The 21,730-nt window shown below is 42.9% G+C and carries 25 protein-coding genes and 1 other annotated feature; of the genes, 4 read left to right on the top strand and 21 right to left on the bottom strand.

Translation table 11 applies throughout. From position 1 onward, the window contains the following. Nucleotides 1–21 precede the first annotated feature (21 nt). Nucleotides 22–318 (bottom strand): post-transcriptional regulator, encoded by a 297-nt coding sequence (locus E2R53_RS00940; RefSeq protein ID WP_286166033.1) that lies wholly within the window; start codon nucleotides 316–318, stop codon nucleotides 22–24. A 142-nt stretch (nucleotides 319–460) separates the two neighbouring features. On the opposite strand from E2R53_RS00940, the gene spoVB reads away from it, so the two are divergent. Continuing rightward, nucleotides 461–2,023: a stage V sporulation protein B gene (gene spoVB / locus E2R53_RS00935; RefSeq protein ID WP_133310003.1), complete on the top strand. Its 1,563-nt coding sequence runs from the start codon at nucleotides 461–463 to the stop codon at nucleotides 2,021–2,023. Between the two features lie 3 nt (nucleotides 2,024–2,026). Here the strand turns inward: spoVB and E2R53_RS00930 are convergent, their stop codons facing one another. Continuing rightward, nucleotides 2,027–2,677, bottom strand: coding sequence for a DUF421 domain-containing protein (locus E2R53_RS00930; protein ID WP_133310002.1), 651 nt, complete (start codon nucleotides 2,675–2,677; stop codon nucleotides 2,027–2,029). Between the two features lie 151 nt (nucleotides 2,678–2,828). Between E2R53_RS00930 and E2R53_RS00925 the strand changes: the two genes are divergently transcribed. Beyond that, nucleotides 2,829–3,209: a TIGR04086 family membrane protein gene (locus tag E2R53_RS00925; protein WP_133310001.1), complete on the top strand. Its 381-nt coding sequence runs from the start codon at nucleotides 2,829–2,831 to the stop codon at nucleotides 3,207–3,209. 50 nt (nucleotides 3,210–3,259) lie between these two features. Here the strand turns inward: E2R53_RS00925 and yajC are convergent, their stop codons facing one another. From yajC to nadB, 12 genes are all read right to left on the bottom strand, one after another. Further along, a complete protein-coding gene (yajC, locus tag E2R53_RS00920; protein WP_133310000.1) occupies nucleotides 3,260–3,544 on the bottom strand; it encodes a preprotein translocase subunit YajC in 285 nt (94 codons plus the stop codon). A gap of 21 nt (nucleotides 3,545–3,565) precedes the next feature. Then, entirely contained in the window at nucleotides 3,566–4,708 is a 1,143-nt protein-coding gene (gene tgt / locus E2R53_RS00915; RefSeq protein WP_070879764.1) for a tRNA guanosine(34) transglycosylase Tgt, read from the bottom strand. A gap of 29 nt (nucleotides 4,709–4,737) precedes the next feature. Then, nucleotides 4,738–5,766, bottom strand: coding sequence for a tRNA preQ1(34) S-adenosylmethionine ribosyltransferase-isomerase QueA (queA, locus tag E2R53_RS00910; protein ID WP_133309999.1), 1,029 nt, complete (start codon nucleotides 5,764–5,766; stop codon nucleotides 4,738–4,740). Nucleotides 5,767–5,784: 18 nt separating this feature from the next. Continuing rightward, complete coding sequence (locus tag E2R53_RS00905) at nucleotides 5,785–5,985, bottom strand: DUF2905 domain-containing protein (protein WP_070879762.1); 201 nt, start codon at nucleotides 5,983–5,985, stop codon at nucleotides 5,785–5,787. Next, nucleotides 5,982–6,983, bottom strand: coding sequence for a Holliday junction branch migration DNA helicase RuvB (ruvB, locus tag E2R53_RS00900; protein ID WP_070879761.1), 1,002 nt, complete (start codon nucleotides 6,981–6,983; stop codon nucleotides 5,982–5,984). Before ruvB ends, E2R53_RS00905 begins: the two co-directional genes overlap by 4 nt. Nucleotides 6,984–6,994: 11 nt before the next feature. Further along, on the bottom strand, nucleotides 6,995–7,603 hold the full coding sequence (gene ruvA / locus E2R53_RS00895; protein ID WP_133309998.1) for a Holliday junction branch migration protein RuvA: 609 nt from the start codon (nucleotides 7,601–7,603) through the stop codon (nucleotides 6,995–6,997). Nucleotides 7,604–7,916: 313 nt separating this feature from the next. Next, nucleotides 7,917–8,480, bottom strand: coding sequence for an intercompartmental signaling factor BofC (locus E2R53_RS00890; protein WP_286166032.1), 564 nt, complete (start codon nucleotides 8,478–8,480; stop codon nucleotides 7,917–7,919). Nucleotides 8,481–8,648: 168 nt separating this feature from the next. Continuing rightward, nucleotides 8,649–9,380, bottom strand: coding sequence for a YhcN/YlaJ family sporulation lipoprotein (locus tag E2R53_RS00885; protein WP_165970845.1), 732 nt, complete (start codon nucleotides 9,378–9,380; stop codon nucleotides 8,649–8,651). Nucleotides 9,381–9,775: 395 nt separating this feature from the next. Then, a complete protein-coding gene (gene safA / locus E2R53_RS23460; protein ID WP_286166031.1) occupies nucleotides 9,776–11,518 on the bottom strand; it encodes a SafA/ExsA family spore coat assembly protein in 1,743 nt (580 codons plus the stop codon). A gap of 186 nt (nucleotides 11,519–11,704) precedes the next feature. Continuing rightward, complete coding sequence (gene nadA / locus E2R53_RS00870; protein WP_435796771.1) at nucleotides 11,705–12,799, bottom strand: quinolinate synthase NadA; 1,095 nt, start codon at nucleotides 12,797–12,799, stop codon at nucleotides 11,705–11,707. A gap of 28 nt (nucleotides 12,800–12,827) precedes the next feature. Then, nucleotides 12,828–13,658: a carboxylating nicotinate-nucleotide diphosphorylase gene (gene nadC, locus E2R53_RS00865; RefSeq protein WP_133309995.1), complete on the bottom strand. Its 831-nt coding sequence runs from the start codon at nucleotides 13,656–13,658 to the stop codon at nucleotides 12,828–12,830. After that, nucleotides 13,645–15,228: an L-aspartate oxidase gene (gene nadB / locus E2R53_RS00860; protein WP_133309994.1), complete on the bottom strand. Its 1,584-nt coding sequence runs from the start codon at nucleotides 15,226–15,228 to the stop codon at nucleotides 13,645–13,647. The genes nadC and nadB overlap by 14 nt, the downstream gene beginning before the upstream one ends. 101 nt (nucleotides 15,229–15,329) lie before the next feature. Here nadB and E2R53_RS00855 point away from each other — a divergent pair, with 101 nt between their 5' ends. Together E2R53_RS00855 and E2R53_RS00850 are read left to right on the top strand one after the other, a co-directional pair. Next, nucleotides 15,330–16,496 carry an IscS subfamily cysteine desulfurase gene (locus tag E2R53_RS00855; RefSeq protein ID WP_133309993.1) on the top strand — a complete coding sequence of 389 codons (1,167 nt, stop codon included), beginning with the start codon at nucleotides 15,330–15,332 and terminating at the stop codon, nucleotides 16,494–16,496. Continuing rightward, on the top strand, nucleotides 16,483–17,028 hold the full coding sequence (locus E2R53_RS00850) for a transcription repressor NadR (protein ID WP_133309992.1): 546 nt from the start codon (nucleotides 16,483–16,485) through the stop codon (nucleotides 17,026–17,028). The genes E2R53_RS00855 and E2R53_RS00850 overlap by 14 nt, the downstream gene beginning before the upstream one ends. A 41-nt stretch (nucleotides 17,029–17,069) precedes the next feature. On the opposite strand, the gene pheA is transcribed toward E2R53_RS00850, so the two are convergent. From pheA to rplU, 7 genes are all read right to left on the bottom strand, one after another. Beyond that, nucleotides 17,070–17,927 (bottom strand): prephenate dehydratase, encoded by an 858-nt coding sequence (gene pheA / locus E2R53_RS00845; protein WP_133309991.1) that lies wholly within the window; start codon nucleotides 17,925–17,927, stop codon nucleotides 17,070–17,072. 15 nt (nucleotides 17,928–17,942) lie between these two features. Beyond that, nucleotides 17,943–18,386 (bottom strand): ACT domain-containing protein, encoded by a 444-nt coding sequence (locus E2R53_RS00840; protein ID WP_133309990.1) that lies wholly within the window; start codon nucleotides 18,384–18,386, stop codon nucleotides 17,943–17,945. Between the two features lie 66 nt (nucleotides 18,387–18,452). Then, entirely contained in the window at nucleotides 18,453–19,739 is a 1,287-nt protein-coding gene (gene obgE / locus E2R53_RS00835; protein ID WP_133309989.1) for a GTPase ObgE, read from the bottom strand. A 23-nt stretch (nucleotides 19,740–19,762) separates the two neighbouring features. Then, the gene (locus tag E2R53_RS00830) at nucleotides 19,763–20,311 is read right to left on the bottom strand and encodes a sporulation initiation phosphotransferase B (protein WP_133309988.1); all 549 of its coding nucleotides are present in this window, start codon (nucleotides 20,309–20,311) and stop codon (nucleotides 19,763–19,765) included. A gap of 309 nt (nucleotides 20,312–20,620) precedes the next feature. Then, nucleotides 20,621–20,914, bottom strand: a complete 294-nt coding sequence (gene rpmA / locus E2R53_RS00825; protein WP_029279387.1) for a 50S ribosomal protein L27 — start codon at nucleotides 20,912–20,914, stop codon at nucleotides 20,621–20,623. Nucleotide 20,915: 1 nt separating this feature from the next. Continuing rightward, nucleotides 20,916–21,269, bottom strand: coding sequence for a ribosomal-processing cysteine protease Prp (locus E2R53_RS00820; protein WP_070879463.1), 354 nt, complete (start codon nucleotides 21,267–21,269; stop codon nucleotides 20,916–20,918). 11 nt (nucleotides 21,270–21,280) lie between these two features. Continuing rightward, entirely contained in the window at nucleotides 21,281–21,589 is a 309-nt protein-coding gene (gene rplU / locus E2R53_RS00815) for a 50S ribosomal protein L21 (RefSeq protein ID WP_070879462.1), read from the bottom strand. Nucleotides 21,590–21,604: 15 nt separating this feature from the next. Beyond that, nucleotides 21,605–21,689 (bottom strand) — a sequence feature (ribosomal protein L21 leader region). Nucleotides 21,690–21,730: the final 41 nt, after the last annotated feature.

Below are 21,730 nucleotides of genomic sequence, written 5' to 3'. Positions count from 1 at the left end.
AGAAAAACCATTCAATATGTATTATCCTTCACTTATACCAAGCTTTTTGCCTTCTTCGCTTTCAAACCAGCTGCCCGCCTTATAGGATTCAATCGTAGCAAATGTCATGAATTCGTTTGGCTTGATTGCCATTATATCAGCAACCATTTCATATACCATCAGTTCATTCTTTTTCTTCCACTTTTTATTTCTTAGGAAATTCCAAAGCTCTTCTACTGTCACCTCGCCGTAATCAAGAATTTTAAATTCCTCTGCTTTGCTGACTAGCGCCGGCTTTACGTGATGGCGGTATTTTTCGATTTCATCTTTTTCCATCATGACACGCTCCTTCACCTGAACATTTGCGGGATAATTTATTTTGAATAAGCCTCTGCTTGAACATACTTGTCATGCTTGGCCAATCATAGCGCATATAGTAATTGTATATGATTACAAGCTATTTGAGAAGGCAGGGAAAGCCATGTCAAAGCAAACATTTTTACAGGGAACGTTAATATTGATTGCGGCCGGTCTGATTACAAGGGTTCTGGGCTTTATAAACCGGATTGTTGTGGCTCGTTTTATCGGGGAAGAAGGCGTTGGGCTGTATATGATGGCGATGCCTACACTGGTTCTGATTATTACGATTACCCAGTTCGGTTTGCCTGTTGCGATATCAAAATTAGTTGCGGAAGCAGAAGCTGAGGGAAATCAGCGGAAAATCAAAAAAATCCTGATTGTCTCTCTTGCCATTACAGGAACACTCAGTCTTATATTTACTCCTACCATCGTTCTTCTCGCTCCCTATTTATCAAATTCTTTACTGACTGACCCAAGAACACTGTATCCTCTTCTTGCCATAACACCGGTTGTTCCAATTATCGCCATTTCATCCGTTCTAAGAGGATATTTTCAAGGAAAGCAGAACATGCGTCCTGCAGCGATCTCACAGGTACTTGAACAAATCGTCCGAATTTCATTAATCGCGGTTTTCACAAAAACATTCCTGCCATATGGAATTGAGTATGCAGCAGCAGGAGCCATGGCATCTGCCGTCATTGGAGAACTGATCTCACTCCTCTATTTATTCTCCATGTTTAAAATGAAAAAGAAATTTAAAATCCGAAGGAAGTTCTTTAAATCTCTCCACGAAGGAAAAGATACCTTCCAAAACTTAATGAGCATTGCGCTCCCGACAACCGGAAGCCGCATGATTGGTTCCATAGCCTGGTTTTTTGAGCCGATTGTTGTGGCTCAAAGCTTGGCTATAGCAGGATTTACAGCAGCGATGGCAACTAGACAGTACGGTGAATTGACAGGGTATGCCCTTCCGCTTCTTATGCTGCCGTCATTTATTACCTATTCCTTATCAACTGCACTTGTCCCTGCAATCAGCGAAGCTATGGCACAAAAAAAGCTGCACCTTGTCCAGCACAGACTTCAGCAGGCGTTCAGATTGTCTCTTGTGACAGGCGGGTTCGCAGTAGTTATTTTATATATCTATGCGGGGCCAATGATGACGGTTATGTACGGAAGCAGCCACGCCGCCATCTTTGTTCAGGTTATGGCTCCCTTTTTTATCTTTTACTATTTTCAGGGACCTCTTCAAGCAGTTTTGCAGGCTCTAAACTTGGCAAAAGCCGCCATGATTAACAGCTTTGTCGGCTCTGCTATTAAAACAGCCCTGATCTTTCTTTTAGCAACGCGGCCATCTCTTGGAATCATGGGAGCCGCCCTTGCCATTGTAGCAGGGATTATGCTTGTCACGCTGCTTCATTTAGCAACCGTCATGAAGGTAATCTCTCTTTCGATACGGATTGGGGAATATGCCAAGTGCTTTTTGACTATGATTCTCTCCGGCATAGCAGGTTTTTATTTCTACCGGCTGCTTTCTCTCGGCATGGGAAAAAAGTTAATCATTTCGGTTTTGTTTACTTTTACGGTTTACTGCATCCTTCTGGTCATCTTCCGATTAGTTCACAAGGAAGAAATAAAAAGGATACCTTATATAGGAAACACTCTTTCCAAGCTTGCACCCCGCTGATGATTATTTTTCATCTCTCAAATCGATGAAAAATGCACCTTTATTATGTGTGCAAAAAGAGATATTTTTGATATCAAAATAGCCAAGATCCCTAAGCTGCTGCCGGAGCCAGAAGTTTGTTTTGCCAATGCGGTACAAGTTCTCTTCCTGAATGGATCCGTCAATAATTAACGGCAGCTGCAGCTCTTGATGCTCATGCTCATGTTCTTTTTTAATAACAGACAGCTTTCCTGATGGTTCGAGAATGGCAAAATCAACTTCGCTGATGTCGTTAATTTCCTTTTCCCTGAGCTGGATGAGAAGATCATCAAAATTATAGCGCTGCGTTTTCATGGCATGCTCATTAATTTTCCCTCTATCAATAATGATTGTTGGTTTTCCGTCGAGCAGTTTTCTTACTTTGTGATTTTTAAGGGACAGATACGCAAGGCCAATCTGTATGCCCAGAAGCAGAAACATGGGAATGATGGTATGTATTAATGGATCCTCCGTATTTTCAATGGCCATGACTCCCATTTCAGCGATCATTAAAAAGACAACAAGATCAAGAATGCTTAATTCGCCAATTTCCCTTTTTCCCATCAGTCTGAAGATAATAACAATCATGAAATATAAAAAAATCGTCCTTGCTACTATGATTAATGACTCTTCCACCAAATATCCCCCTTTGCTTGCATAGATAGTTTTATTTTGAACGGATAAATCATTTTCATGTAAAGCAAATTGATTCTATTTCGTTTTAACGTGAATAGGATGGTAATAAGACGAGCAAAAACAAGCTGACAGGGATAAGGGGGAGATTGCAATCGAAACGCGAAGATGGAGCAAAGCCATTCTTTACGGGTTATCCAGCATTATAGTGGCAGCACTTGCAACAAGCTTACTTTTTTCATTGCTGCTTAAATTTACCGGCTTAACGGAAGATGCCATTAAATGGTTTATACTGGGCCTCTCATTTTTAGCCGTATTCATCGGAGGTTTTATTGCTGGAGGAAAAGGAAAAGAGCGCGGATGGCTGGTTGGGGGCACAACAGCCGTCCTTTATACATTAATTATCTTTTTATTTCAATTTTTAGGCTACGGAAAAACATTTACAATGGAGCAGACGATGTATCATGGCGGTTTCCTTGCTATAGCCATGCTCGGCGGAGTAATGGGAGTAAATTTGTCAGGTTCCTCGAAATAAAGCAAAAAGAAGCGCAGAGACTGCGCTTCTTTTTGTTCATGCCTTATGTATTAGGCTTTTTCCATCGTGATGCCTTTTTGTTCAACAACGTCGCGAATAGCGCGGCGGTCAAATGTGAGGCGTGAGCCATCACCAGCTTTGATGATTACTTTTTCTTCGTCGATTGAATCAACGATGCCATGCATACCGCCAATCGTTACGACTTTGTCACCTTTTGAAAGACTGTTCTGCATTTCACGGACTTTCTTCTGCTGTTTCTGCTGAGGACGGATCAATAAAAAGTAAAAGATCGCGAACATTAAGATTAACGGGCCAACCGTAGTCAATAATTCCATATTTTTCACCCCTTTCAAGTGTTAAAAGTTTTTAGCATTCGGCTTGTTAAATCCATATTGTTCAAAGAATTCATCTCTGAAATCGCCTAATCGGTCTTCACGGATTGCCTGTCTGACCTGCTCCATTAATTTTAACAGAAAATGAAGGTTATGGTAAGAAGTTAATCGGATCCCGAAAGTCTCGTCACACTTCATTAGATGGCGGATATAAGCACGGCTGTAATTTCGGCAAGTGTAGCAGTCGCAATTCTCATCAATCGGACCGAAGTCACGCGCATATTTAGCATTTTTTACAACTAAACGCCCGCTGCTTGTCATCAATGTGCCATTACGCGCAATTCGCGTCGGCAGTACGCAGTCAAACATATCAATTCCTCTGATAGCACCGTCAATTAGAGAATCCGGAGAGCCAACGCCCATGAGATAACGAGGTTTATTGGACGGAAGCAATGGAGTTGTCGATTCCAGCACACGGTTCATAATGTCTTTGGGCTCTCCAACGGAAAGACCGCCGACAGCATAGCCAGGGAAATCCATTGAAACTAAGTCCCGGGCACTCTGCTTCCTTAATTCTTCGTATTCTCCGCCCTGTACAATTCCAAATAACCCCTGATCTTGCGGACGCTCATGAGCATTCAGGCATCGCTCTGCCCATCTGCTTGTCCGCTCTACTGATTTTTTCATATAGTCATATTCAGCAGGGAACGGAGGACATTCATCAAATGCCATCATAATATCAGAACCGAGAGCATTTTGAATCTGCATCGCTTTTTCCGGAGACAAAAACAATTTGTCGCCGTTCAGATGATTTCTGAAATGCACGCCTTCTTCTTCTATTTTGCGGAATTCGCTCAAACTGAAAACCTGAAAGCCGCCTGAATCCGTTAAAATCGCACGGTCCCAGTTCATGAATTTGTGAAGCCCGCCCGCTTCTTTAACGATCTCATGACCAGGACGCAGCCATAAATGATACGTATTGCTTAAGATGATGCCTGCACCCATCTGAACGAGTTCTTCCGGAGACATTGTCTTTACAGTAGCCAATGTCCCTACCGGCATAAACACAGGCGTTTCAAACGACCCATGAGGTGTATGAACACGGCCGAGTCTTGCACCGGTTTGTTTACAGGTTTTAATTAATTCATAACGTATTGGTGATGACACCTTTTTTCCTCCTTCAAGGCTGTTTTTCTTTAGATGATAAGCATGGCATCGCCAAAGCTGAAGAATCGGTATTTTTCCCTGACTGCCGTTTCATAGGCATTCATGACATGCTCTCTTGTAGCTAGCGCACTTACCAGCATAATCAAAGATGATTTAGGCAAGTGGAAGTTTGTAACCATTCCATCAATTGCACGGAATTCATAGCCTGGATAGATAAAGATGTTTGTCCATCCGCTATCCTCGATGAATGTTCCATCATTTTTTGAAGCGATGGTTTCAAGAGTGCGTGTAGAAGTAGTCCCTACTGAAATAATCCGTCCGCCTTCAGCGCGCACTTGATTAAGCAGCTGGGCTGTTCCTGCACTCATTTGATAAAATTCAGCATGCATCTCATGTTCTTCAACTACATCCGCGTTTACTGGCCGGAATGTTCCAAGACCAACGTGCAGAGTGATAAAGACAATATGAACACCTTTATCCTTCAACTGATCTAAGATCTGCTCTGTGAAATGCAGTCCTGCAGTCGGAGCTGCAGCTGATCCTCTCTCTCTGGAGAAGACAGTCTGGTACCGCTCCTGGTCATCCAGCTGCTCTTTAATATATGGAGGCAGCGGCATTTTCCCTAAAGAGTCTAATGCTTCATAAAAAATCCCTTCATACTTGAACTCAAGCAATCTCCCGCCGTGTTCAGACTCCCCTGTGCAAACAGCATGCAGAATGCCGTCTCCAAATACAAGCTCCGTGCCAATTTTCACACGTTTTGCCGGTTTCGCGAGAACTTCCCAAACATCTCCTTGCTCTTGCTTAAGCAAAAGCAGTTCAATTTTAGCCCCCGTGTCTTTTTTCTCCCCGATTAAACGGGCAGGCAGAACACGGGTATTATTCAGAACCAGACAGTCTCCCTCATGAAAATAATCAATGATTGATCTGAATTGTTCATGCTGAATCGAGCCAGTCTCTTTATCCAGGACCATCAGTTTAGAAGCATCCCTTTCTAAAAGCGGCACTTGTGCAATTAGTTCCTCTGGCAAGTTAAAATCAAATAAATCTACTTTCATTGTTTTTCACCTTTTCTATTATTTAAACCGTCCGAAAACATTAAACAAGATCGTCAGCAGGATACTGATTACAATTGATGTAACGATCGGAAAATAAAACGTTGTGCTGCCTTTTTTAAAGACAAAATCTCCAGGCAGTCTTCCAATGAGCTGCATGAATAATCCTGCAAAAAAAAGAACGGCGCCCATCATCATCAGGATTTTGGGAAATTGGGTCATTTTTCTGGAGCCTCCATTTGAAAGTGATGGTAAACTGCTTCCGTTACCATTCTACCCCTTGGAGTGCGTTGTATAAAACCGATTTGCAAAAGATACGGCTCATAGACATCTTCTATCGTGTGTGATTCTTCTCCGATTGTAGCTGAAATCGTATCAATTCCGACCGGACCGCCTTTATACTTTTCAATTATCCCCATTAAAAGCTTGTGATCGATATGATCGAGGCCCAATCTGTCGACCTGAAGTTTTTCCAAAGCTTCCTTGGCAAGGCTCCCCGATACAGTCGGCTCGCCAAGCACCTGGGCAAAGTCCCTTACCCGTCTTAATAGCCTGTTTGCTATTCGAGGCGTACCCCTTGATCTTCTTGCAAGTTCCAGCGAAGCTTCTTTTTCCATGCCAATCCCTAATATGTCTCCGGTCCGTTCAACAATGAGAGACAGCTGCTCTTCATTATAATATTCCAGCCTGCTGAGAACACCAAACCGGTCTCTAAGCGGAGCCGTAAGCAAGCCAACGCGTGTGGTGGCCCCTATAAGAGTAAACGGAGGCAGATCAAGGCGGACAGAACGGGCAGATGGGCCCTTTCCAATCACAATGTCAAGACAGAAATCCTCCATCGCCGGATACAGTACTTCTTCAATAGAGCGCTGAAGACGATGGATTTCATCAATAAATAATACATCCCCGGGCTCAAGAGCTGTTAAAATGGCAGCCAGGTCTCCCGGCCTTTCAATAGCCGGTCCTGATGTTGTGCGGATATTTACGCCCATTTCGTTTGCGATAATCGTTGCAAGCGTTGTTTTTCCAAGACCCGGAGGACCGTATAAAAGGACGTGATCCAGTGTTTCGCTTCTGAGTTTAGCGGCTTCAATAAAGACTTTCAAGTTTTCTTTTACTTTATCCTGTCCAATATACTGAGATAAAGTCTGAGGTCTTAAACTTAGCTCGATTGCACCTTCATCTAAGTCCGCTTCACTTGATACAAGACGTTCATCCATGTCTTTTCACCTTACTTTAATAGCTTTTGCAAAGCTTTTTTCACATACTGATCTGTTGATAGCTCTTCTTCCATAAGAGACGGAATGACCTTATTAATTTCGCGTTCAGCATATCCAAGCACCTTTAGAGCTTCAAGTGCCTCATTAAGGGCTTTTGATGCTGTTTCTTTTTGTTCATGCTCTTCATGCGTAAACAAATCCGGAGCAAACTCTCCTGCTACATCGGCAAGCTTTCCTTTAAGATCAAGAATAATCTGCCTCGCAGTCTTCTTCCCAACGCCAGGAAACTTAACAAGAAACTTCTCGTCCTCATTTTCAATCGCACCGACTACTTGCGAAGGATTTCCTGAAGCAAGTATGGCAAGAGCTCCTTTAGGTCCGATTCCTGTAACGTTCAGAAGCTTCATAAATAATGCTTTTTCTTCTCTTGTATGAAAACCATATAATGCGAGGATATCTTCTCTGACTAGCTGATATGTAAAAATCGTCACTTCTGAAGATCGATTGCGCTGAAAGCTGAATGGATTTGGAGTATGCACCTGATAACCGATTCCGCCATGGTCAATGACAATATATTCCGGAGTAACAAAATCAATATAGCCTTTTATAAATTCAATCAAAACGTTAGTCACCTCTTTACAACTGTACCTCATTGTATCATAATTTTTTCTTTTGCCTGTAGTATAAATCATTAAAAAAGCAGTCTTCTTATGGATTGTTATTTTTCTAACGCAACTAAATGGGACGGGCAGCCAAAAAAGCACTTCAATCTTAGTTATGGCGCAACAATGTTGGCGGCCTCCTGTAAAGTGCTTCAGACTCAGTTAGGATGCAGCAAACCGGGGCAAGTAACCCATTAATGTGTCAGTCATAATCCAAAAATGAAAGTCCTTATAAACACAGAAAAAGCCAGCGCTGTTGCACTAGCTTTCTTTATTTCACATCTGCCGGTGATGAATAGGCTTTATATGACTGAATGACCTTTAAGTACTGATCTTTTGATTCTATGCGAATTCCCTGCCTTAATTCATCATGCTTTCGTGTTTCAAGTTTTTTAACATCAATTTGAAAGAATGACTGAATAATTTCCGAAGCATCATCAGGCTTTCCATTAAAAATAGAAAAGACACCTTCTGATGAAATGCCGAAATACCCGTTTGCTTTTAGTAAAGGGGAGATATCATCCATTTCTTTTTGGAAAATAATCTGATGATCGTCCTGATCAATCAATTGCCAATCCTCATATTTTGCCCAAAAATCCTCCATTGCGAGAATGGTTTCGGTTTTCACTTCTTCACTGATTTCACCATCCAAATAGATTCGTTCAAGCACCACTGTAACGGTCAGCGGACCGCTTACTTCATAGACTTCATTTTCCGTTTCTGCTGCATTCTCTGAAGCACTGGATTCTTTCTGATGGAAAGAAGGAATGATGAAAAATAATGTGACTATGACGCAGGCAAAGGCACCAATCAGTAAACGATGAGACGACATCATCACATACACCCCATATCATGAGCTATTTACCATAATGGCAAGTATTCGTCATTTCTAGTTTCACCAAAAATAGAAATTTTAACCTTTCATGATTTTTTTATTCTATTTAGATAATAAAAAAAAAAAAGAAAAAAGGGGCATCTATATACAGATACCCCCTTTCATTGTTTATCTTGCTTGCTGAAAGGGCTCTTTCATGACATTGCCCATATCATCAAATAGATCTCTAATATCTTCATTGATTGTATTTTTCGGCTGTCCTGTTTCAATGTTGTCATTAATTGTTCTGACACGTGTAAATGTGCCTTCATCAGTGACAACTTTAATATCTTTGCCTTCAGCTGCCGGACGCACTGCATTCAAAACGGCATTTTTAACGTCTTTGTCGTTTTTATCATCCGTATCGATGGCAACAAGCACCTGATCTCCATTTACAACCGTGCGGACATCATCGACATCTTTGACATCTGCAGCTTTTTCAGAAACATTTTTAGCAATAGCTTCATCTTGGTCATTGTAATAATTGACTTGCTTTACCTGACCATGATAATTTTCATCTGTTCTGCTGAAACGGTTGTCTTTTTCAATCATGCCGTCTTCATTAGAAAGCGGGGCTGTTGGATTATCCATTCTTCCGTTATGAAAAGCGGTATCACGATCATTAACTTTTGTGAAGTAATTATCATTCATGTCGCCTTCCATCATTTCTGTCAATGGCCCATCATTATCCACGTTATCCACGCCATCGTTGTTGTTATTCCGGTGTTCATCTGAATAATAACCGATAGGTCTTGTAGAATCATCGTATCTCGTGTCAAGTGCGCCTTCATTATTGTTGCAGCCTGCAAGTCCAGTCGCAGCTATGGCAATTGCAGCAAATGCAGTAACTTTATGCCTCAATATTAAAACCCCCCTGATTTTCCTGTAGCGAGCAAATTACGCTCTTGTATAGGTTGCTCGTTCAGAGAAGCATTAATCTGTTAGTTAACGGTAAGTCCTTAAAATAATGGAGACATTTATTATTTGACGGTGATTGACGGAATTGGGGAAAATAAGATGGGAATGCGGAAATTTCGCATGCAAGATCCATGAATTTATGCGTGGCCAGCCTGCTTTTAATTGCGGCTTGCGCTTTTTTGCGATAAACACACATTTGTTTGTCAAAATACCTTTTTATAAAGCTAATCGCGAAACGAATTTTGATTAATCCCCTGCCAGGTAAAGCACGTGTACTTGGACACGGAATATAAATAAGAAAAAGAGACGAACAATATGTCTCGTCTCTTAGATCTATGTCAATCGTCGTCGTCCTCATCATCAAATCTCGGCATCGCAAATTGACCATCCCCGCCAAATTGACCGCCTTGACCAAATTGTCCTGGCATTCCGCCAAATTGACCGCCTTGACTAAACTGTCCTGGCATCCCGCCAAATTGACCGCCTTGACCAAATTGTCCTGGCATCCCGCCAAATTGTCCGCCCTGACCAAACTGCCCTGGCATTCCGCCAAATTGACCGCCCTGACCAAACTGCCCTGGCATTCCGCCAAATTGACCGCCCTGACCAAACTGCCCTGGCATTCCGCCAAATTGACCGCCCTGACCAAACTGTCCCGGCATTCCGCCAAATTGACCGCCCTGACCAAATTGTCCCGGCATTCCGCCAAATTGACCGCCCTGACCAAATTGTCCCGGCATTCCGCCAGAGCCTTGCCCAGGTCCGCCGCATCCACAATCTTCTTTATCCATTGCAGGGCTTACTTGCGGAGGCATATTATTCATCATCCCCTGATCCCATGCACCGGCTACACCCTGCGGCATATTTGGACCGCCGCTGAACGCTCCTTGAACTTGAGGCTGGAATCCGAATCCCGGCCCCGGCATCGGCGGAGACATCGGATAGCAGCCCGGCGGATATCCTCCTGGCCCCCCAAATCCAGCGCCTCCGAATCCTGGACCTCCAAAACCAGGGCCTCCGAATCCTGGGCCTCCAAATCCTGGGCCTCCAAATCCTGGACCTCCAAATCCTGGACCTCCAAATCCTGAACCTTCAAATCCTGGACCTCCAAATCCTTGCTGACCATACGGCATTTGCATTTGCTGCTGAGGCATATATGCTCCCATTACGTCATCATCGTCATCTTCATCTTCATCAAATGGCATTTGCTGCGGCATTCCCATGCCAGGGCCCTGCTGATACGGCATACCATATGGCTGTATTTGAGGTCCGCCGAATCCCGGACCTCCAAATCCTGGGCCTCCGAATCCTGGACCGAATCCTGGTCCCGGCATCACTGGTGAAACGGGATAACAGTCATCCCCGCCCGGAAAACCTGGACCTCCAGGTGCCTGCTGATCCTGGGCACCGGCGACTGCACCAGGGTTCTGATACGGAGCCCCGCCCTGGCCGCCAGGAAATACTTGTGGACCCTGACCGCCCTGATAAGCCCCCATCACTCCTTGCTGCGGCATGTTCGGCTTATTTTCCATATCCTTTGTGGCCTCCTCTTTATTAGCAGGTGATACTGATTTTGGCTTTTCAGCCGGTTTTTCAGCCGGTTTTTGAGCTGGCTTTTCGGCTGGCTTCATCATCTCAGGCAGAACATTTGAAGGCTTTGGCGGAAGCTGCGGCTGCGGTGCCTGCGGCATCATCGCCATATTCAGCATGTAGTAGTTATTAATATCTAATTCTGGATATGCTGGCTGTTTAATGTTCGGCACTGGAGGAACATATGGCACCGAGGGCTTTTCTTTCGGAACTTCCTTCGGTTTGGTATCTGTGACATCCATCACTTGTTTCGGTTTTTCTTTTGCAAAAGGATGCTCGGATTTCGGCATTTCCTTTTTCCCTGAAAAGTTAACCTTAGTTTCATTTTTAACAGGAACTCCTTCGCTTGGAACCTTTATTTTCATTCCAGGCATGATTAAGTCAGGGTTGCTTAGCTGAGAGTTCATCTTTTTCAGTTCTTCAAAATCTACCCCATATTTTTTGGCAATTTTCCAAAGCGTATCGCCTTTTTGAACAATGTGGATTTTCAACCTTTCCCCCTCCTATGCTTGAAACTTTATCGCATATGATTTGCAGGCAATTATGCCATTCTTCTTCATCACAACTTATGCTTAAGAAGACAAATATATGTTTCCCGGCCAATAAAAAAACTGACAAACTTAAGATGAAGGCAGCTTGCGGGTGCACTTATTTCATCTTATTTTGTCAGTTCCATTTTATACGTGTTTAAGCATTCGCTCTAAAGCGAGAATGGCATGTTCTGCTGTTTTTGGGTCAACTTTAATTTGATTGATGACCTTACCTTCTTCCAGTCCTTCGAGTGACCACAATAAGTGTGGAAGGTCAATTCTGTTCATCGTCAAACATGGGCACATAAACGGATTCAGCGAGACAATTTCCTTATCAGGATGCTGGTCAATAATCCTTTTCACAAGATTCATTTCTGTTCCAATCGCCCATTTGCTTCCGGAAGGAGCTGCTTCAATCGTGTCGATGATATATTTTGTAGAGCCTGCCAAATCACTTGCAGCAACTACTTCTCTGCTGCATTCCGGATGTACGATGATTTTCATATCAGGCTTGGCAAGGCGCAAATCTTCGATATTTTTCACTGTGAATTTTTCATGGACGGAACAATGGCCTTTCCATAAAATCACGATAACATCCTCAGGATTCCCATCAAATTCAAGCTCGTTTGTCAGCGGATTCCAAATTGCCATCTTATCAAGCGGAACACCTAAGTTATAAGCCGTATTTCTTCCTAAATGCTGATCCGGCAAAAATAGAATCCGCTGTTGTTGTTCAAACGACCAGCGCAGCATTTTTTCTGCATTTGAGGAAGTGACAGTTGCCCCTCCATTTTTCCCGACAAATGCTTTAATTGCTGCGGTCGAATTCACATAGGTCAATGGCAGAATTGTATCCCCATACATTTTTTGAAGCTTTGTCCATGCCCGCTCAGTCTGCTCAATATCCGCCATATCAGCCATCGAACATCCTGCTCTCATATCCGGCAGCAAAACAGTTTGCCCTTCACCCGTCAGCATGTCTGCTGTTTCAGCCATAAAATGCACGCCGCAAAAAACGATGTATTCTGCCTCTTTGTTTTCTGCCGCGGCCTGTGCAAGCTGCAGGGAATCCCCCGTAATATCTGCAAACTGAATAACCTCATCCTTTTGATAATGATGACCGGGTATCAGCAGCCGGCGGCCAAACTTTTCTTTAATCTGTTTAACTCTTTTGATCATTTCCTCTTCTGTGAGGTCTTTATAATGAGAAGGCATTTTTTCATTTGTTTCAAATTGAAGCATATCCAGTACATTCACTGTAACTTCCTCCTTATTCTGCATTCATGCTTAAATCAAGAGATTTGGCGGAATGAGTCAGCATTCCAAGTGAAATATAGTCCACTCCGGTGTCACCGTATTCAGCCAGATTTTGAAGGGTAATTCCTCCAGAAGCTTCGGTAATGATTGACGAAGGTGTCAGATCGGCAAAAGCTTTCACTTCTTCAGGTGTCCGGTTATCAAACATAATGATGTCCGCATTTGCCTCGATTGCTTCCAGGAGCTGTTCCTCAGATTCAATTTCAACCTCTACTTTTATCATGTGCCCTGCATGCGCCCTTACCTTTTTTACAGCTTCAAAGATAGAACCGCTGCTTGCAATGTGATTATCTTTAAGCATAATTCCGTCATACAGGCCAAATCTGTGATTGTATCCGCCGCCGCACCGAACAGCATATTTTTCAATCATTCTCAGGCCCGGTGTCGTTTTCCGGGTATCAGTAATCTTCGTATGAGTGGAATTCAGGCAATTCACTGCCTGATTTGTCAGTGTGGCAATTCCGCTCATTCTTTGAAGCAGGTTTAGGATGACTCGTTCTCCAGTAAGGAGTGAACCTATTGGACCTTCAATAACAGCTGCTTGCTCACCTTTATTTATTTGTTCACCATCTTGTTTCAGAAGGTTAACTGATACATTGCGATCAAGAATTTCATACCCGATTTTGACCACATCCGCACCCGCAAAAGTCCCGTCTTCCTTGGCTGTAATTATGGCTTTTCCCCGCTGAGATTTTGAAAAAATATACGAGCTTGTAGCGTCATGATCACCAATGTCTTCAATAAAGAAAGCTTCTAATTGTTTTTTCAGTTTAAGTAAATTCAATTTCCATCACCTCTGAATCATTCTTTAACCCTGTATCGTATTTAGAAAGAAGAATTTGTTTTTTCAGCCATAACCGGTCTTCTTTATAAGGATAATCTGTTCTGAAATGGCCGCCCCTGCTTTCTGTTCTTCTAAGTGCAGAAGCCACAATAAGCCAGCCTGCTGTCAGCATATTTATTTTTTCGTACTCTTTATTTGTGAAGTTATTCACATTGATATCCCAAAAAGAGATTGGCAATAAGAATTTCTCAAACCAGCATTTTGCAATAAAAAGTCCTTCTTCAGAACGCTCAATAGCAGCAAAGTTTGTCATCATCCACTTTATCTCTTCCTTAGAAGGAAATATGACTGCCTGCTTCCTGCTGTTTCTGATTTTCACTGACTCAGATTCTCTAAATGCATGTTGAGGAGAATTTAAGATGTGCATGCCTAGACGGCTGCCAAAAACAAGGCCTTCAAGCAATGAATTACTTGCCAGTCTGTTTGCCCCGTGAACTCCTGTACAAGCTGCTTCACCAACTGCATATAAACGGCTTACCGAAGTTTTGCCATCTATATCTGTTTTGATGCCGCCCATAAGAAAATGCATTCCCGGGGCTACTGGAATCAAACCTTCATTTAGATTGACACCATGTTTTTTACATAAAGCTGAAATCGTTGGAAATCGGCTTTCAAAGGCTGGGATAGACGAGATATTAAGGAAAACGCGGTGGCCTTTTTTCATCTGTGAAAAAATCGTTCTTGCAACAATATCCCTTGGAGCAAGATCTCCAAATGCATGAATACCTTCCATGAATCGAATTCCACTCTCATTTTGAAGGAAAGCTCCTTCTCCTCTTACTGCTTCAGATATAAGCCCTACGCATTCACCATTTACCAGAAGCATCGTCGGATGAAATTGAGTAAATTCCATATCCGTGAGGACAGCACCAGCACGAAAGGCCATTGCAAGTCCGTCACCTGTTGTAACCTGTGAGTTGGAAGTATGTTTGTATAGACTGCCGCAGCCGCCCGTTGCAAGAATGGTATGTCCGGCAAAATACTGCTGAATGTCACCTTGTGCATTCCGGGTAAATACTCCTTTGCAAATTCCATCACAGATGATAAGGTCGAGCGCCATTTCATCTTCAATGATTTCAGTGTTTTCATTTAGCTGTGATAATAAAAAATGAATCACAGCTTTTCCTGTGGCATCTCCGCCTGCATGAAGTATTCTGCTGAATCTGTGTGCGCCCTCCTGACCAAGCAGTAATTTCCCGTTTGAATCGTGGTCAAACTGAAATCCATTTCTTATAAGGCCAAGAACTTCTTTTGCCCCTTCCTTTACAAGCAGTTCAGCCGCAAAAGCATCGTTATGATAAGATCCTGCCGTCATCGTATCTTCGTAATGACCCTGCCAGCTGTCATATTTGTCCACAGCTGCTGCAATTCCCCCTTGGGCAAGCATTGAATTGCTCTCGTATTTAGTTGATTTAGTAAGTATGGTGACTTTTCTTGAAGATTGAAGCTGATAGGCTGCAGACAGAGCTGCAATGCCGCTTCCGATAATGACTGCATCCGTTTGAGGCATAAAATAACCCCCTATTCTTTACAAGTGTCTTGACACTTATATTTACACAAAACTAAAATAATGACAAGAGATTTTTTTGAACCCTGAGAGGAGACTCAAATTTGATTTATTTAGATTACGCGGCTACAACACCCATTAGTGATGAAGCCCTCCATGTATTTGCCGAGGCATCAAAAAAAGCATTCGCAAACAGCAATAGTCTTCATGATGAAGGAGATGCCGCCAAGTCATTATTAGATGCCTGCCGCGGACAGATAGCAAACCTGATTGGCGGTAATGCCTCTGGAGTTTGCTTCACAAGCGGAGGAAGTGAATCCAATGTACTTGCCATTGAAACACTCTTAAAAAATTCTCCTAAACACAAAAATCATATAATTGCGTCTGCGCTAGAACATTCTTCTAGCTATAATTATTTACTATCACTCGAGCAAAAAGGCTATGAGGTTACATTTTTATTGCCTGGTAAACATGGTAAACTACATGTAGAAGCAATAAGGGATGCCTTAAGGGAACAAACCGCACTTGTTTCCATTCAGCACGCAAATTCTGAAATAGGCTGCATCCAAAATCTGGATAATATCGGATATTTTTTACAGGATAAGCCTGTTTATTTTCACAGTGATTGTGTTCAGTCGTTTGGAAAGATCCCCATTAAAGCGGATGCGTGGAAGGTGGATGCGATTTCAGTTTCAAGTCATAAGGTGTATGGACCAAAAGGGGTCGGCGGTCTCTATTTGAATCCGCGTAAACACCTTAATCCTGTTATTCCGGGCGGCACACATGAAAATGGATTTAGAGCAGGCACGGTGAATGTGCCGGGTATTGCAGCATTTGCTTATGCCGCGGCGGCAGCTTGTTCAGTCATGCAGACAGAATTCACCAGACTTGAATCGCTGAAGAACAGGTTTTTAGCAAAGCTCAGCGACTATCGCGAACATGTTCACATTATCAATAAAAATGTGGATGATCAGCTGCCATCTATTATTGGCCTTGTGATTAGAGGGATCGAGGGACAATATATGCTTCTTGAAGGCAACCGAAGAGGCGTGGCCATTTCCACAGGTACAGCCTGCCAAATTGGCATGCAGACTCCCTCAAAGGCGCTGATGGCTATCGGCATGACCAGCGATGAAGCCCTGCAGTACATCCGGATTTCAACAGGTAAACATACTAATGCCGAAGATCTTGATAAGATGGCTGACATCATAGAAAAAGCAATTAGCGAGAGGCATATGGAAAGAAGGGAAAGACTGCATGAACGAAGGTAAAATCCCCGGAACAAAAAGAAGAGAATTAATCCTGAATTGGCTGAAAGAAACGAAAGTTCCAATGAAAGGCAGCGACATGGCAAAAAAGACTAATGTCAGCAGGCAAGTCATTGTTCAGGACATTTCTTTGTTAAAAGCACAAAATGAACCAATCCTTGCAACAAGCCAAGGCTATGTTTATATGAAACAGGAAAACGATGAACTGCCTGCCTATAAGCGCATCATCGCAAGCAGCCATAAACCCGAAGCAACGGCTGAAGAACTGAATCTCATTGTTGATTACGGTGTAACCGTGAAAGATGTCATCATTGAACATCCTGTATACGGGGAATTGACAGCTTCCATTATGGTCAGCAACCGTAAGGAAGTTCGTGATTTCATCGAAAAAATTGAGGAAACAAAGGCAGCCTATTTATCCCAGCTTACAGAAGGATTGCACTTGCATACATTAGTAGCGGACCGCGAGGAAAAATTAGATGAAGTATGCGCTGCTTTGAAGACGGCGGGGTTTCTTGTTAACGAAGAAGATTAAAATAGATAAAAACCGGCTTGAAATGCAAGCCGGTTCATTTTTTATATCGAATAAGCGCTGTATGTACCAAGAGTCCGGACACTGCAGCCCAGAGCCTCAAGCTCTGCCATCGCACCTGGAATCAGGACTTCATCCATTTTCATATCAATGTCGATAATAAAAAAGTAGTTTCCAAGACCTGTTTTCATAGGTCTTGATTCGATTTTTGACAAATTCAGCTTTCTCCAAGAAAAAGCAGAAAGCACTTGGTGAAGGGCCCCCGACTGATCTGAAGGCAAGGTAATCATAAGGGTTGTCCGGTCTGTGATTTTCTTTAATTTGGTCTTGATATATGTATGCTGGTTTGGGTGCAGCACAGCAAACCGGGTATGATTATGGGTATAATCATGGATATTCTTGCGGACAATTTTAAGATTATATTCTTCAGCTGCCAGTTCATTTGCCACAACCGCAATATTTTCTTCAGGATGCTCCTGGATGTATTTTGCAGCTGCACCTGTAGATGTCGCGTACTCATACTTCGCTTTAGGAAGCTGATGATGAAGAAATTTATGACATTGTGCAATGGCATGGGAATGAGAGTATACTCTTTCTGCATCTTCCCAAGAGTCTTCTCTTGATGGATGAACCATCAAGTGCTGCTGAATAGGCGCTACAATTTCCCCAATGATGGAAAGCGGCTGTTCATGAACGAGGTAGTCGATCGTTAAGTTAACAGAACCCTCTAACGCATTTTCAAGCGGGACAACAGCTAAGTCAATTCTCCCCTCAGCTGCTGCATCCATGCATTGCGGGATGGTCAAAAAGGGAACATGCTCGGCATGCTCTTCGAAAAATTTTGTAACGGCAAGATGTGTAAACGTAGCTGCCGGACCTAAATAACCAACTTTATATGACATAAGAAATCCTCTCCCCTAAGCTCCAGATCCTAATATCTCTACTTTCTCAACAAATTCAAGACGCTTCATCCTTGCCATGACGCTGTTGATATCTTCTTTCATTCCATTCGTATTTAAAGACAGTGTTACATTTGCGCGTCCCTGCAGCGGAATCGTCTGATGGATTGTCAGTACATTGCAGCCTGCTGTGGCCACAACTGCGAGAAGCTGTGATAAAGTGCCTGATCTGTCTTCCAAATGAAAAAAGAGCGTGATAATGCGCTCGTTTACCATTGTATGGAATGGAAAAACAGCATCACGGTATTTATAATAAGCGCTTCGGCTCATATCCACACGCTGAACAGCTTCAGCAACAGAGTCTGCTTTTTTTCGTTCAATCAATTTTTTGACCTCAAGCGTTTTTCTCATCGCCTCAGGCAGAACGTCTTCCCGTACTAAAAAAAAGGTTTCTTCCTTCATGACCTGCTCCTTTTCTTCATCTGACTGTGAAAAAAGAAGAGCGGATTAAGGCTCTTCTTCTTTAGGCTATTCAACAAATTCAAATTCGAATTCAAGCAAACGCACGATATCGCCGTCTTTTGCTCCTCTTTGACGGAGTGCTTCGTCGACACCCATTCCGCGCAGCTGTCTTGAGAATCGTCTGATTGACTCTTCTCGCAGGAAGTTTGTCATTTTGAAGAGATACTCCACTTTCTCTCCTGATACGACAAATGTTCCGTCACTGTCACGGGTAATTTCAAATTCTGCTGCTTCTTTATCGAATTTATAAAGAACACGGTGATCGGAAAGATCCTCTTCCTCATAAAGCGGGAATTCCGGTGTCTTTTCAATTGTGTTCATGATTTCAAATAAAAGTTCGCGGACGCCCTCACGGGTAATAGCAGAAACAGGGAAGATCGGAAGGTCATCCTTAAGCTTTTCTTTAAATGCTGCAAGGTTTTCTTCTGATTCCGGCATGTCCATTTTATTTGCAACGATAATTTGCGGTCTTTCTGTCAGACGCAAATTATATTCTTTAAGCTCAGCATTGATAGTCAGATAATCTTCATAAGGATCACGGCCCTCGCCGCTTGACATATCAATGACATGAACGATGACCCGTGTTCTTTCAATGTGGCGCAGGAATTGATGACCAAGTCCCACTCCTTCATGTGCACCTTCAATTAATCCAGGCAGATCCGCCATAACGAAGCTTCGGCCATCTCCTGTTTCAACAACACCAAGGTTCGGCACAAGCGTTGTAAAATGGTATTCGGCGATTTTCGGTTTAGCTGAGCTTACCACAGATAACAGCGTTGATTTACCAACACTCGGGAAACCGACTAAGCCAACATCTGCAAGAAGCTTAAGCTCCATTATGATGTTCCGTTCCTGTCCGGGCTCTCCATTTTCAGAAAGTTCAGGAGCAGGATTGGCCGGCGTGGCAAAACGGCTGTTTCCGCGTCCTCCGCGTCCGCCTTTTGCAATAACAGCCTGCTGTCCGTGCTCAGTCAGGTCAGCAATAACCGTTCTTGTTTCTTCTTCCATAACGACTGTTCCCGGCGGAACTTTAACAATCATCGGCGTGGCATTTCTGCCATGCTGATTTTTAGACATGCCGTGCTGTCCGCGGTCTGCTTTGAAATGACGCTGATAGCGGAAATCCATTAATGTGCGCAGGCCCTCTTCAACTTCAAAAATAACGTCAGCGCCTTTACCGCCGTCTCCGCCTGCAGGTCCGCCCTTAGGAACATATTTCTCGCGGCGGAACGCAACTAGCCCGTTTCCTCCGTCGCCGCCTTTTACATATATTTTCACCTGATCTATAAACATGGTAATCCTCCGCTCCAAGCCAATTATACAACCCCGACCGTAATGGTCAGTTCGTCCGGGGAAAGCTCATAATGCTTTACTGACACCTGATTCTCTTCATTTGATTTCAGCCAATTTAATAACAATGCTGTTTCTGTTATTATGCCATTAAAATCAAAAAAGAATCGAACTTGTCCCTGATTGGCTTCTGTTTCTATTGTGATGCTTAAGTGATTCTCATTGCACTTGTCAACGGAATCGTCAAGAATCTGAAAGAATTGCTCACACCATGCAGCAACCTTCACATCGTATTCCGACAAGTCATAAATGGAACCAAGGACTTCATACTCCAGAGAATAGTGATGCCTTTTCCAATTGAACGTCATTAAGAGGCTCGCAAATGAAAGCATTTTTAAATTGCATAGCTTTGATTCGCTTTGTGCTTCGATGACGATTTCTTCTATAATCTGCTGTACGCGATCGTGTCTATTTAATGATAAGTTTCCTTTGATTAATTGCAGTTTATTCATCCAATCGTGACGTGAATGACTTAACACATCAACAATATTCCACTCTTCATTTGTTTTTTTCATGTCGGCACTCCTACTCCCTTTTTCTCTATTCTTTTCTCTAGGAGCTTTAAGACTTGGAAACTGAATGTCGTACTAAATTATAACAAACTATCCGGGGGAAAATAAGTGCAATTTGAAAAAAGCAAGAGGAAATCAAAGATATGGGGAGGTTTTTCTGAAAAAAATGACTGTTTTTCGTAAGATTTCTGTTTTAAAGGACCAAATCAGTCCGCATCTTTCTGCTAACTGGTGATTTTATACTTGGGGCTCAAAACAGAATTAAAAATAAAGAAAAACTCTAACCAGAGGCTAGAGTTTTCCTAAAAGAAATTATGCTTCTTGTGCTACAGGATATACGCTAACTTTTTTACGGTCACGTCCGAAACGCTCGAAACGTACAACTCCGTCCACTTTCGCGAAAAGAGTGTCGTCACCGCCGCGGCCAACGTTTTCACCTGGGTAAATTTTCGTTCCGCGTTGACGGAAAAGGATAGAACCACCGCTTACGAATTCGCCATCCGCACTTTTAGCGCCAAGACGCTTAGAGATTGAATCACGACCGTTCTTAGTAGAACCTACTCCTTTTTTAGAAGCGAAGAACTGAAGATCTAAAGTTAAAAACATTCTAGTCCACCTCCTGCTGGTTGTTATTTATCGTAATTTTTATGAAATGTCCATAGTTCAATTCAATTGACTGCAGCGATACGAGCATGCCTTCAAGCAGCAGCTGAGCCTGTTCGCCCGCTTTTTGCTCTAGATCATGTGGCAGCTGAAACGAAAGAAATCCTCCGTCTCCTCCCTGTTCAACAATCGGCGTTATGCCTGTTAACTTATGTATCGCATTAACAGCACCAAAAGTGACGGCAGATGCTCCAGCACAGACAATATCCTTTCCATGTACATCGAAATCGGCATGTCCAGATAATGTAAAGGATTCAATTAATCCGCCGCTTGAGCGGTTAATGACTGCTTTTATCATCTTAAATGGCCTTAAGCGTTGATTGCGTCAATAACAAGTTTCGTGTATGGTTGACGATGACCTTGTTTTTTGCGGTAGTTTTTCTTAGCTTTGTATTTGAATACAGTGATCTTTTTAGCGCGGCCTTGTTTTTCAACTTTCGCTGTAACAGTCGCTCCATCAACGATCGGGCTACCAACTTTCACGTCATCTCCGCCAATGAATAAAACTCTGTCAAAAGTAACAGTGTCGCCTTGTTCACCAGCAAGCTTTTCAACGTAGATCGCTTGACCAGCTTCTACCTTGATTTGTTTTCCACCAGTTTCAATAATTGCGTACATTCCTATGCACCTCCTAATTAGACTCAGACTCGCCAGCAAACAGGTGATCCGGAGCATTCCGAAAAACTTTATACCTGCATCTGTGCGGTTGTAGCACGGGTGCTACAATCAATAACATAACAATACTATCAAAATAGGCTC

Source organism: Peribacillus frigoritolerans (assembly GCF_004358755.1).
Classification (GTDB): Bacteria; Bacillota; Bacilli; order Bacillales; family Bacillaceae; genus Bacillus_P.
This window is presented reverse-complemented; position numbering and strand designations above follow the sequence as displayed.

Bases quoted from the DNA above. Each gene is read 5' to 3' on its own strand.
- E2R53_RS00940 (WP_286166033.1), bottom strand. From the start codon at position 318: ATGATGGAAAAAGATGAAATCGAAAAATACCGCCATCACGTAAAGCCG.
- spoVB (WP_133310003.1), top strand. From the start codon at position 461: ATGTCAAAGCAAACATTTTTACAGGGAACGTTAATATTGATTGCGGCC.
- yajC (WP_133310000.1), bottom strand. From the start codon at position 3,544: ATGGAATTATTGACTACGGTTGGCCCGTTAATCTTAATGTTCGCGATC.
- queA (WP_133309999.1), bottom strand. From the start codon at position 5,766: ATGAAAGTAGATTTATTTGATTTTAACTTGCCAGAGGAACTAATTGCA.
- E2R53_RS00905 (WP_070879762.1), bottom strand. From the start codon at position 5,985: ATGACCCAATTTCCCAAAATCCTGATGATGATGGGCGCCGTTCTTTTT.
- ruvB (WP_070879761.1), bottom strand. From the start codon at position 6,983: ATGGATGAACGTCTTGTATCAAGTGAAGCGGACTTAGATGAAGGTGCA.
- E2R53_RS00890 (WP_286166032.1), bottom strand. From the start codon at position 8,480: ATGATGTCGTCTCATCGTTTACTGATTGGTGCCTTTGCCTGCGTCATA.
- nadA (WP_435796771.1), bottom strand. From the start codon at position 12,799: ATGCTTCAATTTGAAACAAATGAAAAAATGCCTTCTCATTATAAAGAC.
- nadB (WP_133309994.1), bottom strand. From the start codon at position 15,228: ATGCCTCAAACGGATGCAGTCATTATCGGAAGCGGCATTGCAGCTCTG.
- E2R53_RS00850 (WP_133309992.1), top strand. From the start codon at position 16,483: ATGAACGAAGGTAAAATCCCCGGAACAAAAAGAAGAGAATTAATCCTG.
- pheA (WP_133309991.1), bottom strand. From the start codon at position 17,927: ATGTCATATAAAGTTGGTTATTTAGGTCCGGCAGCTACGTTTACACAT.
- E2R53_RS00840 (WP_133309990.1), bottom strand. From the start codon at position 18,386: ATGAAGGAAGAAACCTTTTTTTTAGTACGGGAAGACGTTCTGCCTGAG.
- obgE (WP_133309989.1), bottom strand. From the start codon at position 19,739: ATGTTTATAGATCAGGTGAAAATATATGTAAAAGGCGGCGACGGAGGA.
- E2R53_RS00830 (WP_133309988.1), bottom strand. From the start codon at position 20,311: ATGAAAAAAACAAATGAAGAGTGGAATATTGTTGATGTGTTAAGTCAT.
- rpmA (WP_029279387.1), bottom strand. From the start codon at position 20,914: ATGTTTTTAACTTTAGATCTTCAGTTCTTCGCTTCTAAAAAAGGAGTA.
- E2R53_RS00820 (WP_070879463.1), bottom strand. From the start codon at position 21,269: ATGATAAAAGCAGTCATTAACCGCTCAAGCGGCGGATTAATTGAATCC.
- rplU (WP_070879462.1), bottom strand. From the start codon at position 21,589: ATGTACGCAATTATTGAAACTGGTGGAAAACAAATCAAGGTAGAAGCT.